We start from the raw sequence: 11908 nt of genomic DNA on the forward strand, positions 1-11908 counted from the left end.
CGTACCCGATGTGCTGCAGGGCCGTCCTCGGACACGATGGAGGCATGAACGCAGAAGACACACGCACCATGCCGCCGGACGGCGACTTCGATCCGCACCGGATCCGCTCGATCACCGACATGAAGCGGTCCAAGGACGACCGCGTCCTCGGCGGCGTGTGCGCCGGCGCGGCGAAGTACCTCAACATCGACCCCGTCATCGTGCGGGTCGTCATCGCGGTGCTCACGATCGCCGGGTTCGCCGGTGTCATCGTCTACGCCGCCGCATGGTTCCTGCTGCCGGCCGAGGGGGACGACAAGAGCGTCGCCGCCGACTGGTTCCGCCTCGACAAGAACGAGGAGCAGGTACGCGTCGCGGGTCTCGTCGGCGCCGTCGTGCTGGCCGCGGTCGCGATCGTCGGGGACGGCGGCTGGTTCTGGGGCGGAGCGCCCTGGATCCTGGTGCCGGTCGCGTTCGTCTACTACCTCTTCGTCGTACGTCCCCGGCGTCGGCGCCAGGCCGAGACCGACCTCGCCGCACAGTTCGCACCACCGGGCGTCGACCCGGCCGACGAGTCGGCTCGCGGACCGGAGTTCGCCGCCGCCAAAGCCGGCCTCGTGGCCCGCGGCAAGCGGGACAAGGCGGGTCGCGACCGGTCGTGGACCCTCACCTGGCTGACCCTCTCGGTCGCCGCCATCGGCGTCGCGGCGACGGGCATCTACGACGCGTACAACGACGGGCCCCACTGGACGGCATACGTCGCGGTGGCGCTGGGCGTCGTGGCGATCGGCCTGCTGGTCAGCACGTTGATCGGCAACGGGGGCCCGCTGATCGGCCTCGGAGTCCTCCTCGCGATCACCCTCGCGATCGGCTCGCTGATACCGCGCGGCGAGATCGGCACGCAGACCCCGAGGCCGGCGAACGCCACGCAGGTCGAGTCGCACTACCTGCACGGCATCGGCCGGATCGAGCTCGATCTCACCGGCCTCAGCAACCCGCAGGCGATGCTGGGCCGCACGGTCAAGATCAAGACCGGCATCGGCGAGACCAAGGTCATCGTGCCCACCGGGCTCAACGTGCGCGTCACGTCGGACATCGACGCCGGCGAGATCCGCGTGTTCGACCGCGAGACGGACGGCACCGACACCGACCTCACCTATCCCGCCGCTGAAACGGGCGCAGCCCTGACGATCGACATCCACCAACGCATCGGAGACATCGAGGTGATCCGCAGATGACCAGACACTCATTCCGCTGGGAAGGCCTGGTCTTCGGGCTGTTCTTCCTTTCCGCCGTCGGCAACTGGGCCGTGTGGAAGCAAGACCTCATGTCGCCGCGCCAGTTCGGCCTCACGGCCTCGGGCGTGCTGATCGCGCTCGGACTGCTCGGCGTCGCCGCAACCGTGTGGCAGACCAGGCCGGCCAACCGCACGGCAGCCGTACCGGCTCCTGAAGCCACCACCGAGACCACCACCGAATCAACCATCGACATCACCCCGGAAGGACCTGAAGATGAAGAAGCTCACCCGAAGCCGTGACGACAAGTGGTTCGGAGGTGTCTGCGGAGGCCTCGCCGACTACACCGGCATGGACGCCGGCCTGATCCGCATCCTCGTCGCGGTGTTCTCGATCCTGGGCTTCGGCTCGGTGATCGTCGCCTACATCGTGGCGTGGATCCTGGTGCCCGCCGAGCAGCCGGCTGCCTCACAGACCGTGTGGGCGCAGGCTACTGACGTTCCTGCCACAGAGAGCGTGCCTGCACCGCCGTCTGCGTGAAGTCGGAGAAGACGCCGTCCACCCCGGCGTCGAAGAACGCAAGGTACTCGCCCACGGCATCGCCGTGGGCGGCCTTGTCGTTGCTGGTCCGCAGGTTGGTCGGGAGGAAGTTGTTCTCGTTGCGCATCGTCCAGATGTGGACCAGCAGCCCGGCGGCATGAGCATGGCCGACGAGGCCGGTCTCACCGGCCAACCGGTACTTCTTGTCGCGGGCGATGACCTGGCTCTTGTTGGGCCCGATGCCGTCGGCGTACGAGGCGATGGCCGCCAGCTCATGCGGCGCCACGAGGTCCGCGTACGTCCTGGGGTCGCGCGCCTCGACCAGGTCGTACGGCGCGCCCTGCCGGTCCATCAGCTGGATCAGCGGAAGCGGCGTCCGGTCGCGCAGGCTCCGGAGGTTGCCGGTCTCCATCGACTGGATGATGACCTTGGCACCGTCGTGGTTGACCCGGCGACGCTCGAGGTTGGCGATCAGCAGGTCGTTGAGGTCGTGGCCGATCCCGGCGAAGTAGGTCGGGTGCTTGGTCTCGACGTAGACCCCGATCGGCTCCTCGCGGCCCTCGCTGGCGTCCTCGGCGATGTTGAGCACCTCGTCGAACGTCAGGATCTTCTCGACGTCCTCCAGCGGGATGTTCTGCGGGCGCAGCGCCGGGAGCCGCTCACGGACCCGCAGCGTCTTGATCTCCTCGAGCGTGAAGTCCTCGGTGAACCATCCCGTGTGCGGGATCCCGTCGACGAACTTGGAGACCTTGCGATCCGCGAACTCGGCCCGCTCGGCCACATCCGTCGTGCCGCCGATCTCGTTCTCGTGCCGCACCACCAGCACACCGTCCTTGGTGCTGACGACATCGGGCTCGATGTAGTCGGCACCCTGCGCGATCGCGAGCAGGTAGGACGGCCGCGTGTGCTCGAGTCGCTCGCCGGGAACTCCGCGGTGGGCGATGACGATGGGTGCCGGGGACACACGTCAATCAAACCGCATGTGGCCCGCGCTGCGGGTCGGCGCGCACGAGACGTACAGCACCATCACGGCGGGGATCCGCCGCCGCCATGAGGTGTCCGTCGTGCCGGCGGAGCGTCGCGGCGACGCCGCCGTAGTACATCGTCAGGTCGGTCTCGGTCTTGACGACCTCGTCCGGGCGGCCGGCCCGATGGACGTGGACCCTCGGGTGGTTGATCGCCTGCTGGAGGCCGAGACGGCCGTTGACGAACCCGGCGAGCGCCTGCACGATCGCGGTCGTGATGCGGTCGGCGCCGGGCGAGCCGATGGCGATCGCCGAGCCGTCGACGTGGTGGCCGACCGTCGGCGCCATGTTGGACAGCAGCCGAGTGCCGGGCGGCAGGCCGTGCAGGCCACGGGCATTGAGCTCCGGCTCGCCGAGGCAGTTGTTGAGCCAGATCCCGGTGCCCTTGGCGATCATCCCCGAGCTGTAGCCCGACGACACCGTCACCGAGCACGCGCCGCCCTCGCTGTCGGTCGCCGACACATGGGCGGTCGAGCCGGACTCCAGCACGGCGAGGTGGTCGTGGTCGACGAGGGCGAGGAACTCCGCAGCGTCCCGCTCCAGGTCGTCCGTGTGGTCCAGCACCCGGAGCCGGTGGCCGAGAACCGCGCGCTGCACGCGGATCAGGTGCTCGACGTCGTCGCCGTCCCACTCGCCGTACGGGCGCCCGTCGAGCATCCGCAGCATCGCCGCCACGCACACGCCGCCGACCGACGGTGGCGGGTTCGTGCCGAACGTCCAGTCACCCACCGTGCTGAGCAGCGAGGGACGCACGACCGGTCGGTACGCCGCGAGGTCGTCCGGCCCGAGGATGCCGCCGCGCTCGACGACGTCGGCGCTGATGAGCTTCGCGAGGTCACCGGTGTGGAGCGCGCTCGGCCCCTCGCCCGCGATCTGCTCCAGCGAGCCGACAAGGTCGGGCAGCACGATCAGCTCGGTCGTGACCAGGCCGTCCTCGTCGTGCACCGCGGCGTCGCTCTCGTCGTCCCAGCCGAAGATCAGGTCGTGCACGTGCTCGAGGTAGTAGCGCGACGCCGAGCCGAGCCGGAAGCCGCCGCGGGCCACGTCGATCGACGGGGCCACGATCTCGCGCCACGGCAGCCGGCCCCACCGCGCGTGCGCCGCGCCGAGAGCCGCGACCGAGCCGTGCGCAGCCACCGAGCCGGGGCCGATCGTCGCGGTGACCCCGTCGCCGTAGTCCGTGTGGATGTCCCACGTGCCGCCGCCCAGCTCTCGGCCGCGTCCCGGCATCTCCATCCAGCCGTCGACGGTCTGTGGGGCGCTGCCGTCCTGCGGCTGGACCGTGATGAACCCGCCGGAGCTCAGCGACACGATGCCGATCTCGTTGACCATCGTCACGAGCACCGCGGCCAGTGCCGCGTCGACCGCGTTGCCGCCACTGCGGGCGATCTGCTCGCCGGCATCGGCGGCGGCCTCGTTGGGCGCGGCGATCGCGACGTCCGGCATTCCCGCAGGCTACTCGCACTCGCGCCCGGTAGGGTTCATCCCAGGTGAGCCGGGAAGTCTGGTCGGCATGTTGTCGCCGACCCCAGGAGTGCCAGTGCCGAAGCCGTCCACCCGGATCTTCAGCCGCGGGTCGTGGCCTGAGGCCTCACGCATCGCCGACATCCTCCGTCAGGAGACGCTCGGTGGCGCCCTGCTGCTCGTCGCCACCCTCGCGGCCATCGTCGCCGCCAACGTCGGTGACGACTACGCCTCGCTGCGGGACACCGCCTTCGGCCCCGACTCGCTCCATCTGCACCTCACGTTCGGCCAGTGGGCATCGGACGGGCTGCTGGCGATCTTCTTCTTCGTCGCGGGGCTCGAGCTCAAGCGCGAGTTCGTCGCCGGGGACCTGCGTGAACCCAGCCGCGCCGTGCTCCCGGTCGTGGCCGCAGTCGGCGGCATGGCAGTGCCGGCCCTGCTCTTCGTGCTGGTCAACCTCGGCGGCTCCCTCGACGGCTGGGCCATCCCGACCGCGACCGACATCGCGTTCGCCCTCGCCGTCCTGGCGGTGATCGGCAGCCACCTCCCGTCCGGGCTGCGGACGTTCCTGCTGACGCTCGCCGTCGTCGACGACCTGCTCGCGATCATCATCATCGCCGTGGTCTACACCAAGACCCTGCACGTCGAGTACCTGCTGCTCGCACTGATCCCGCTCGCGGTCTTCACGGTCCTGGTGCAGCGCCGCGTACGGTCGTGGTGGCTGCTGCTGCCACTCGCGGCGCTGGTCTGGGGCCTCGTCCACGCCTCCGGCGTCCACGCCACGGTCGCCGGCGTCCTGCTCGGCTTCGCCGTGCCGGTCACCCGCCGCGACGGGAGCGGCGGCACCGGCCTCGCCGAGCACTTCGAGCACCGGTTCCGACCCCTGTCCTCGGCGGTCGCGGTGCCGGTGTTCGCCTTCTTCAGCGCCGGCGTGGCGATCGACGGCTGGGCCGGGTTCACGGACGCGCTGAGCGAGCCCATCACGCTCGGGATCATCGCGGGGTTGTTCGCGGGCAAGACGATCGGCGTCTTCGGCGCCACGTGGCTGGTCGCCACGTTCACCCGCGCCGAGCTCGACGACGACCTCGAGTGGCTCGACGTCCTCGGTCTCGCGATGCTCGCCGGCGTGGGCTTCACGGTGTCCCTGCTGATCGGCGAGCTGGCGTACGGCGTGGGCAGCGCGACGGACGAGCACGTCAAGACCGGCGTGCTGGTCGGGTCACTGGTGTCCGCCCTCGGCGCCGCGGTGATCCTCCGCGTCCGCAACCGGCGCTACCGCGACATCGCCCTCCGGGAGGCCGCGGACGACGACGGCGACGGGATCCCCGACGTCTTCCAGTGAGGGCGCGTCACGATGCGGACCGCCGTCTCACCCTGTGACCCAGGTCACAAGTGACTACCTGTCTAGTCCTAAAGAACTATATGCACATTCTGTGGGTAAGCCTGTGAACATGTGCACCGCTGCGATTGCAGGAAGTTTGCCCGCGAGGCTCAGAGAGCCGACGACCAGCGGGTGTAGCCGGGTCGTACGCGCACCACGTCGTCGATCGATGCGATGTCCTTCCAGAGCACCAGGAACGACCCCCGCTGCCGCCGCTCGTACCACTGCGCGAGGGGTGCCGGAGAGCTGACGGACGTACGTTCGTAGCCGAGGAAGCCCTGCCGCTGCTTGGGGGCCACGATGAGCCCGACGAGCTGCGCGTCCGCCAAGAGCTGGCCGGGTGAGCCGTCGACCGCGAGCCGGCAGTCCACCACGAAGCCCAGTGGTCCGTCGGGCCCGACCACGGGGCGGCGGAGCACGTCACTCAGGAACATGCCGGCCTCCGGGGATGCGAGCGATGACCTGGTCGCGCAGCCAGTGCTCCGACCACGTCACGTCGAACGCCGAGCCCGGTTGCCCGAGCCCGATGGCCGTGCCGATCGCACTGACCGCCGACCACGGGACGAGGTGCATGCGGGACCTCGGCGGCCGACCGCCGAACATGCGAGGCCAGAGGCCCGAGTTGAGCACCAGGTTTGTCACCACAGGAGGCGAGTCGGGGTCGAGCTCGCGGCCGGGCTCGATGCCGTCGACCTCGACGTTGTCGACGTGGCCGATCGGCACGTCGTCGTTGTCGAGCACCTGGCGGTCGAGGACGTGCAGGTTGAGGTCCAGGACCCGGCCGGGTGACTCGTGCTTGGGCAGATCGGCCATCAGGCACCTGCTTTCGTCAGGATCATCAGCGGGATCGCCGCGATCGCGGCCACCATGATGATCACGAGGTAGACCGACGACACCGCGTTGAGCAACCGGCCGTTGGTGTGCTCACCGACGTACTGCGGATCGTTCGCGACGACCAGGATCGGCAGGTACGTCAGTGGCAGCGCGACGGCTGAGAACACGACCGAGTACTCCGTCACGAGGATCGGGTCGATCCCGGTGAGAAGGACCAGCACCGCGACGATCAGGCAGATGATGATCGTCAGGTGGAAGCGGGCCGCCTGGGCCGGCCGCCGGAACTTGCCCCACGACCAGCCGTTGAACTGGGCCAGCGCATAGCCTGCCGAGAGGCCGGTCTCCAGCGCTGCGCCGAACGTCGCGGCGACGACTCCCAGGATCACGACCGCCAGCCCGAGCTGCCCCGCGCCCATCGCCACCGGCAGGACCGTCTGCGACAGCGCATCGACGTCGATGCCGCGGGGCAGCAGCACCGTTGCGGCGCAGCCCGCGATGAACAGCGACAGCACACCGCCCAAGGGGAAGCCCACCAGGACGTTGGCCCGTGACGTCACCAGGTCCTTCTCGGTCCACCGCTCCTCGACTCCACCGGAGGAGAAGAAGAACACCTCGTACGGCGTCATGGCGGCGCCGAACAGGGCGATCGCGTAGTACCAGTACGTCAGCGGGGTCTCGCGCGGGTGCGACGTCTGCTGCAGCGCCTGGTCCTTGAGCTCGCCCCAGTCGGGGCCGAGCAGGAACAACGCCACGCCGAACACCACGAGGGAGAGCCCGAGCACCCCGGCGACGTTCTCCATGATCGAGAACTTGACCCGCCAGATCACGAGCCACACCGCGAAGGCCGCCACCGGGATCCACAGCAACGGCTGGACGCCGCTGGCCAGCTGGAGTGCGAGGGCGACACCGCCGACCTCGGCGGTCAGCGTCATGATCGTGATCAGCAGGGAAGCCACCAGGTTGGCCGTGCCGGCGCGAGGACCGAGCCGCTCCCGGATGATCTCGAACGTCGCGCGCCCGCTGATGGCGGCGACGCGGCCCGACATCTGGGCGAACAAGCAGATGCCGACGACGCCGACGACGACGGCCCAGGCGAGCGACATGCCGAAGCGCGAACCCACGACCGCGTTGGTCACCAGGTCCCCGATGTCGACGAAGCCGCCGATCGCCGTGAGGATGCCGAGCGCGACGGCGAAGTACTTCTTCATCGCGGCGCCTCGAGCTTCTTCGCGAGCTGCTCGAGGTCGCTGGAGCTCTGCTTCAGCTCATCGAGCGCGGACCGGACACTGGGCGCTCCTGGATAGCCCGACAGCGCCTGGCTCGCGTGCCGAACCGCGGTGTCCGCGTCACCCAGGGCCTTCGTGACGGCCTCGAGCTGCCCAGCCGTGTGCCGGTCCGTGGGCTTGAACGCCGATGCCTGCTTGGACGCCGCCGTCATGCGGGTACCGGCCTCGTCGACCATCGTCTCGGCGAAGCTGCCGGTCGTGTCATCGTCCTGCGACGACGTGAGGGCCAGCGTCGCGCTGCCGACGGCGGACTGCGCCTCGCGGACGCCCATCGACATGTCCTGCGGGCTCCCGGAACAGCCGGAGAGGACCGCCAGCGCGAAGGCCACGGCAACAGCCACCACCGTTCGCACGTGCATCGTGATCCTCTCGGCCCTGCGCGGATTCGCACCACCGATCCACATACCCACTGGTCAGCGTGACCAAACCCGCGTTTGTCACAGTCCGTCAGGGGTATGTGGGCCGCGACATGAACCCACAGGTCCTCGCCCCGATCGCCGGCCATCCACGGCCCGGTCCTCCGGAGCACTCGCGCCCGCCTCGTGGGTTCGTCGACTGCCGCGGCGAGTGGCAGGACCTCGACGACGACGACAAGGATCACGATGCTGCTCCCTAAGGCCCGCGGTGAGCTGAGCGAAGCGCTGTTCGACGCCCTCCGCTCCGACACCGGCGAGGTCGGGAGCCTGCGCCCCGAGCCGACCGACAACGACGACGCCCAGATCGCGCTCTGGACGATGTACGAGCTCCACTACGCCGGGTTCGAGGACGTCGACGACGAGCTGGAGTGGAACCCGGACGTCCTGCGGCTGCGACGCAGCCTCGAGCAGGACTTCGAGGCCGGGCTGCGGGCCCGCCACACCGAGACCACCCTCGACGAGCCGTTCGCGGAGGGGTTGTTCGCCTACATCGCCGACCACGACGGGCCGTCCCTCGCCGCGTACGTCCAGCGCAAGGCCGACCGCGAGCAGGTCCTCGAGCTGCTGAGGCACCGCTCGATCTATCACCTCAAGGAGTCCGATCCGGTCGCCTGGAGCGTCCCCCGGCTCCCGACAGCGCCCAAGGCGGCGCTGATGGAGCTGCAGTACGACGAGTTCGGCGGCGGCGACCCCAACCGGTTGCACGCACACCTGTTCGCGCTGGGGCTCGAGGCGTCCGGTCTGCGCGCGGACCCGTTCGCCTACATCGACGACGTACCGGTCGAGATCCTCGAGCTCAACAACGCGATGTCACTGTTCGGCCTGCATCGCCGGCTCCGTGCGGCGTCGCTCGGACACCTCGCTGCGTTCGAGGCCACCAGCTCGCTGCCGTCGCGGCGCATGGCCCAAGGGCTGGCACGGCTCGAGCTGCCGCAGGAGATGATCGCGTACTACGAGGAGCACGTCGAGGCCGATGCGGTGCACGAGCAGCTCGCCGTCCGTACGATCTGCGGCGCCCTCGTCGCCGAGGAGCCGCAGCTCGTCGACGACGTCGTGTTCGGTGCGTACACCTGCCTGGACCTCGAGGATCGCTACGCAGCGAGGATGCTCGACGAGTGGGACGCGGCATGAGTGAGCACGGCTTCGAGCACCCCGACGTGATCATCTGCCCCGGCGGGCCGCTCCTGCTGCGCGGCGATCACGTCGTCGAGGACGCCGACGGTGTCGCTCACGAGACCAAGCGGCCGGTGAGCGCCGTGTGCCGGTGCGGCAAGTCGGCGGACCAGCCGTGGTGCGACGGCACGCACAAGGTGCTCGCCGCCCGCGACCGCCCCTAGGGCTTCCGCAGCGGCCGGGTCGCCGGGCCCTCCAGCACCTCGCCGTCGGGGGTGAACCTCGAGCCGTGGAGCGGGCAGTCCCAGCTCTTCTCCTGGTCGTTCCACTTCAGGACTCCGCCAAGGTGCGTGCAGATGGCCCTGACCGCGCAGGTCCGGCCGTCGACGGTCGAGACACCCGTCGGCAGGACACCGTCGCGGCCCACCTCGCCGGCGCCTTCCGGAGGGCTGTCGGGCGCCGCCTTGAGCTCGGCGGTCACGAGACCCTTGGCCAGGTAGGCGCCCACCGAGAGGTTGAGCTCGGCGATCTTGGCCGCGCCCTGCGGCCGGGTGATGCGCCGCGACATCGGCTTCGACCACGACACCGGCTCGCCCAGCAGCGTCGACGTGAGGTTGCGGGCCGCGGCGACGGCGTTCGTCATCCCCCACTTGTCGAAGCCGGTCGCGACGTGGAACCGGCCGCCACCGCGCGGCAACGTCCCGACGTACGGGACGCCGTCGTGCGACTGGTAGTCCTGCGCCGACCACACGTGGGTCTCGACGTCGCCGGGGAAGTATGTCGCGGTCCACTGCCGCAGCTCGTCGACGTGGCTTGCCTCGGAGCCGGTGCGGCCGACGGTGTGCCCGCTGCCGCCGATCATGAGCTTGGTGGTGCCGTTCTCCCGCGGGATGTCGCGGACCGAGCGTGACGGCTGACCCGCCGAAAGGCTCATCGGCATCGGTGTCGTCGCGAAGTCGAACGCCAGGGCGTACGAGCGCAGGGGCTCGAGCTTCGCGAAGTAGAGGCCGCGGTCGAGGATCGGCGTGCCGGTCGCGAGGATCACCTCGTCGGCGGTCAGCTCGGTGCCGTCGTCGAGGTGCACCGTCGGCCGGCCGGTCTTGGACGCGTTCACCACTCGGTGCCCCTCGTGGATCGTGCCGCCGTGCTCGCGGACCTGGCTCGCGAGCGCGGTGAGGACGTCGAGGGGGTCGAACTGGTACTGCTCCCCCAGCACCGTCCCGCCATGGTTGGGGAACGGCAGGTCGAGCCGGTCCTGCCACTGCACGTCGAGGCCGAGCGAACGAGCCGCGTCGTGCTCGTTGCGGGCCGCGTCGACCTGGTGGATCTCGGCGGCGTACGTGATCGCGTCGCGGGTCTGGATCGGCACGCCGTGGTCGGCGCAGAACCTGACGAGCCACTGCTGACCCTCGAGGTTGGCGTCGACATACGCCTGGGCCACCGCATGGGACTGCTTGCGCAGGATCGACGACAGCTTGGTGCCCTGCAGCAGCGAGAGCTTCGCGGTCGTGTTGCCGGTCGTCACGGCGCCGACGCTCCTGGCCTCGACGACCGCCACCCGGCGACCCGCGCGGGCCAGAAGCAGCGCCGTCGTCAGTCCGGTCAGGCCGGCGCCGATCACCAGGTCGTCGAGGCGCTCGCCGACGGGGAGCGGGTCGCTCGCGGGCAGGTCGGGACGATCGAGCCACAGTGAGGTCATGGCGCCGACGTACCCGCGGGCCGAACGCGACAAACCCGCGGCCACGGCCCACCGGTCATACGCTGGAGCCATGGCCGACCTGCGATCCATCGCCCAGGAGCTCTACGCCCGGCCGCTGTCGGAGTTCATCGCGGCCCGCAAGGACGCCGCCGACGGCGCCGGCGACAAGGAGCTGGCCCGACAGGTCAAGGCGCTGCGCAAGCCCAGCGCCGCGGCGTGGGCGGTCAACGCGCTGGCCCGCGAGCAGGCCGACCTCGTCGAGGAGGTCGTCGAGCTCGGCGAGCAGCTGCGCGACGCGCAGTCCGACTCGGACGGATCCCGTACGCGGCTGCTGGACCGCGCCCGCCGCGACCTCACGAGGCAGGCACTCCACGAGGCGGCCGAGCTCGTCAAGGCTTCGGGCGGCACGCTGAGCGCGCAGGCGGCAGCGGGGGTCGAGGAGACGCTCCGCGCCGCGATGACCGACGCCGACGCCGCCGACGCCGTGCAGGACGGACTGCTCGTGGCGACGTTCGCGGCGAACCCCTTCGAGCCCGTCGACCTGACCGACGTCGTCGCGATCCCGCCGGAAGGCGCCCGACCTCGTACGAAGAAGGTCAAGCAGGGACCCACCCAGCTGGAGCGCAAGCGCCTCGAGGTGGCCGAGGCCAAGGTCGACAAGGCACGCCGCAAGGCCAAGGCGGCCGCGGACGAGCTGGAGTCACTGGTCGAGGACCGCGACGCCCTGCAGGAGGAGCTCCTCGAGCTCCGCAAGAAGGCCAAGGCACTCGAACGGGAGATGGCCGAGACCGAGCAGGCGCTCGACAAGGCGGACAAGGCGGCTGATCGTGCCGAGGAGGCCGAGCGCGAGTCGCAGCGCGAGCTGGAGGACGCGGAGGCCGACCTGGACCGCCTCCGCTGAGGGTTGACCGGCGGGGGTTGCGGGTAGACCGCCTC

The 11908-nt window shown here is 70.1% G+C and carries 15 protein-coding genes; 8 read left to right on the forward strand and 7 right to left on the reverse strand.

Annotation, left to right across the window (positions count from 1 at the left end):
- Window positions 1-44: 44 nt before the first annotated feature.
- Genes ASE12_RS07795 through ASE12_RS07805 form a run of 3 tightly spaced genes read left to right on the forward strand, consistent with a single transcriptional unit; the run spans window position 45 to window position 1754 of the window.
- Window positions 45-1217, forward strand: coding sequence for a PspC domain-containing protein (locus ASE12_RS07795; RefSeq protein WP_056399024.1), 1173 nt, complete (start codon window positions 45-47; stop codon window positions 1215-1217).
- Window positions 1214-1516, forward strand: a complete 303-nt coding sequence (locus tag ASE12_RS07800; RefSeq protein ID WP_056399025.1) for a hypothetical protein — start codon at window positions 1214-1216, stop codon at window positions 1514-1516. The genes ASE12_RS07795 and ASE12_RS07800 overlap by 4 nt, the downstream gene beginning before the upstream one ends.
- Window positions 1491-1754: a PspC domain-containing protein gene (locus ASE12_RS07805; RefSeq protein ID WP_082582152.1), complete on the forward strand. Its 264-nt coding sequence runs from the start codon at window positions 1491-1493 to the stop codon at window positions 1752-1754. Before ASE12_RS07800 ends, ASE12_RS07805 begins: the two co-directional genes overlap by 26 nt.
- On the opposite strand, the gene ASE12_RS07810 is transcribed toward ASE12_RS07805, so the two are convergent.
- The gene (locus ASE12_RS07810; protein WP_056399026.1) at window positions 1705-2718 is read right to left on the reverse strand and encodes a glycerophosphodiester phosphodiesterase; all 1014 of its coding nucleotides are present in this window, start codon (window positions 2716-2718) and stop codon (window positions 1705-1707) included. The genes ASE12_RS07805 and ASE12_RS07810 overlap by 50 nt on opposite strands.
- Before the next feature lie 7 nt (window positions 2719-2725).
- Window positions 2726-4225, reverse strand: coding sequence for a gamma-glutamyltransferase (locus tag ASE12_RS07815; protein ID WP_056399029.1), 1500 nt, complete (start codon window positions 4223-4225; stop codon window positions 2726-2728).
- Window positions 4226-4319: 94 nt separating this feature from the next.
- Between ASE12_RS07815 and nhaA the strand changes: the two genes are divergently transcribed.
- Complete coding sequence (gene nhaA / locus ASE12_RS07820; RefSeq protein WP_235508867.1) at window positions 4320-5585, forward strand: Na+/H+ antiporter NhaA; 1266 nt, start codon at window positions 4320-4322, stop codon at window positions 5583-5585.
- A gap of 149 nt (window positions 5586-5734) precedes the next feature.
- On the opposite strand, the gene ASE12_RS07825 is transcribed toward nhaA, so the two are convergent.
- Genes ASE12_RS07825 through ASE12_RS07840 form a run of 4 tightly spaced genes read right to left on the reverse strand, consistent with a single transcriptional unit; the run spans window position 5735 to window position 8103 of the window.
- On the reverse strand, window positions 5735-6058 hold the full coding sequence (locus ASE12_RS07825) for a hypothetical protein (protein WP_056399034.1): 324 nt from the start codon (window positions 6056-6058) through the stop codon (window positions 5735-5737).
- Complete coding sequence (locus ASE12_RS07830) at window positions 6045-6437, reverse strand: PRC-barrel domain-containing protein (RefSeq protein WP_056399036.1); 393 nt, start codon at window positions 6435-6437, stop codon at window positions 6045-6047. Before ASE12_RS07830 ends, ASE12_RS07825 begins: the two co-directional genes overlap by 14 nt.
- The gene (locus tag ASE12_RS07835; RefSeq protein WP_056399037.1) at window positions 6437-7666 is read right to left on the reverse strand and encodes an NRAMP family divalent metal transporter; all 1230 of its coding nucleotides are present in this window, start codon (window positions 7664-7666) and stop codon (window positions 6437-6439) included. The genes ASE12_RS07830 and ASE12_RS07835 overlap by 1 nt, the downstream gene beginning before the upstream one ends.
- Window positions 7663-8103: a hypothetical protein gene (locus ASE12_RS07840; RefSeq protein WP_157412851.1), complete on the reverse strand. Its 441-nt coding sequence runs from the start codon at window positions 8101-8103 to the stop codon at window positions 7663-7665. The genes ASE12_RS07835 and ASE12_RS07840 overlap by 4 nt, the downstream gene beginning before the upstream one ends.
- Window positions 8104-8213: 110 nt before the next feature.
- Between ASE12_RS07840 and ASE12_RS20015 the strand changes: the two genes are divergently transcribed.
- From ASE12_RS20015 to ASE12_RS07850, 3 genes are read left to right on the forward strand one after another with little or no spacing between them, the layout of a single operon-like run.
- On the forward strand, window positions 8214-8360 hold the full coding sequence (locus ASE12_RS20015) for a hypothetical protein (protein WP_157412852.1): 147 nt from the start codon (window positions 8214-8216) through the stop codon (window positions 8358-8360).
- Window positions 8347-9291, forward strand: coding sequence for an iron-containing redox enzyme family protein (locus ASE12_RS07845; protein WP_056399043.1), 945 nt, complete (start codon window positions 8347-8349; stop codon window positions 9289-9291). Before ASE12_RS20015 ends, ASE12_RS07845 begins: the two co-directional genes overlap by 14 nt.
- A complete protein-coding gene (locus ASE12_RS07850; protein ID WP_056404640.1) occupies window positions 9288-9497 on the forward strand; it encodes a CDGSH iron-sulfur domain-containing protein in 210 nt (69 codons plus the stop codon). The genes ASE12_RS07845 and ASE12_RS07850 overlap by 4 nt, the downstream gene beginning before the upstream one ends.
- Here ASE12_RS07850 and ASE12_RS07855 read toward each other — a convergent pair.
- Entirely contained in the window at window positions 9494-10972 is a 1479-nt protein-coding gene (locus tag ASE12_RS07855; RefSeq protein WP_056399046.1) for an FAD-dependent oxidoreductase, read from the reverse strand. The two genes, ASE12_RS07850 and ASE12_RS07855, sit on opposite strands and share 4 nt — an antisense overlap.
- A 70-nt stretch (window positions 10973-11042) precedes the next feature.
- Between ASE12_RS07855 and ASE12_RS07860 the strand changes: the two genes are divergently transcribed.
- A complete protein-coding gene (locus tag ASE12_RS07860) occupies window positions 11043-11873 on the forward strand; it encodes a hypothetical protein (protein WP_056399050.1) in 831 nt (276 codons plus the stop codon).
- Window positions 11874-11908: the final 35 nt, after the last annotated feature.

This window comes from Aeromicrobium sp. Root236, assembly GCF_001428805.1.
In the GTDB taxonomy this organism is placed as follows: domain Bacteria; phylum Actinomycetota; class Actinomycetes; order Propionibacteriales; family Nocardioidaceae; genus Aeromicrobium.

Excerpts from the sequence above, each read along its gene's own strand:
- ASE12_RS07795 (WP_056399024.1), top strand. The coding sequence starts at position 45 with ATGAACGCAGAAGACACACGCACCATGCCGCCGGACGGCGACTTCGAT.
- ASE12_RS07800 (WP_056399025.1), top strand. The coding sequence starts at position 1,214 with ATGACCAGACACTCATTCCGCTGGGAAGGCCTGGTCTTCGGGCTGTTC.
- ASE12_RS07805 (WP_082582152.1), top strand. The coding sequence starts at position 1,491 with ATGAAGAAGCTCACCCGAAGCCGTGACGACAAGTGGTTCGGAGGTGTC.
- ASE12_RS07815 (WP_056399029.1), bottom strand. The coding sequence starts at position 4,225 with ATGCCGGACGTCGCGATCGCCGCGCCCAACGAGGCCGCCGCCGATGCC.
- ASE12_RS07825 (WP_056399034.1), bottom strand. The coding sequence starts at position 6,058 with ATGTTCCTGAGTGACGTGCTCCGCCGCCCCGTGGTCGGGCCCGACGGA.
- ASE12_RS07830 (WP_056399036.1), bottom strand. The coding sequence starts at position 6,437 with ATGGCCGATCTGCCCAAGCACGAGTCACCCGGCCGGGTCCTGGACCTC.
- ASE12_RS07835 (WP_056399037.1), bottom strand. The coding sequence starts at position 7,666 with ATGAAGAAGTACTTCGCCGTCGCGCTCGGCATCCTCACGGCGATCGGC.
- ASE12_RS07840 (WP_157412851.1), bottom strand. The coding sequence starts at position 8,103 with ATGCACGTGCGAACGGTGGTGGCTGTTGCCGTGGCCTTCGCGCTGGCG.
- ASE12_RS20015 (WP_157412852.1), top strand. The coding sequence starts at position 8,214 with ATGAACCCACAGGTCCTCGCCCCGATCGCCGGCCATCCACGGCCCGGT.
- ASE12_RS07845 (WP_056399043.1), top strand. The coding sequence starts at position 8,347 with ATGCTGCTCCCTAAGGCCCGCGGTGAGCTGAGCGAAGCGCTGTTCGAC.
- ASE12_RS07850 (WP_056404640.1), top strand. The coding sequence starts at position 9,288 with ATGAGTGAGCACGGCTTCGAGCACCCCGACGTGATCATCTGCCCCGGC.
- ASE12_RS07855 (WP_056399046.1), bottom strand. The coding sequence starts at position 10,972 with ATGACCTCACTGTGGCTCGATCGTCCCGACCTGCCCGCGAGCGACCCG.
- ASE12_RS07860 (WP_056399050.1), top strand. The coding sequence starts at position 11,043 with ATGGCCGACCTGCGATCCATCGCCCAGGAGCTCTACGCCCGGCCGCTG.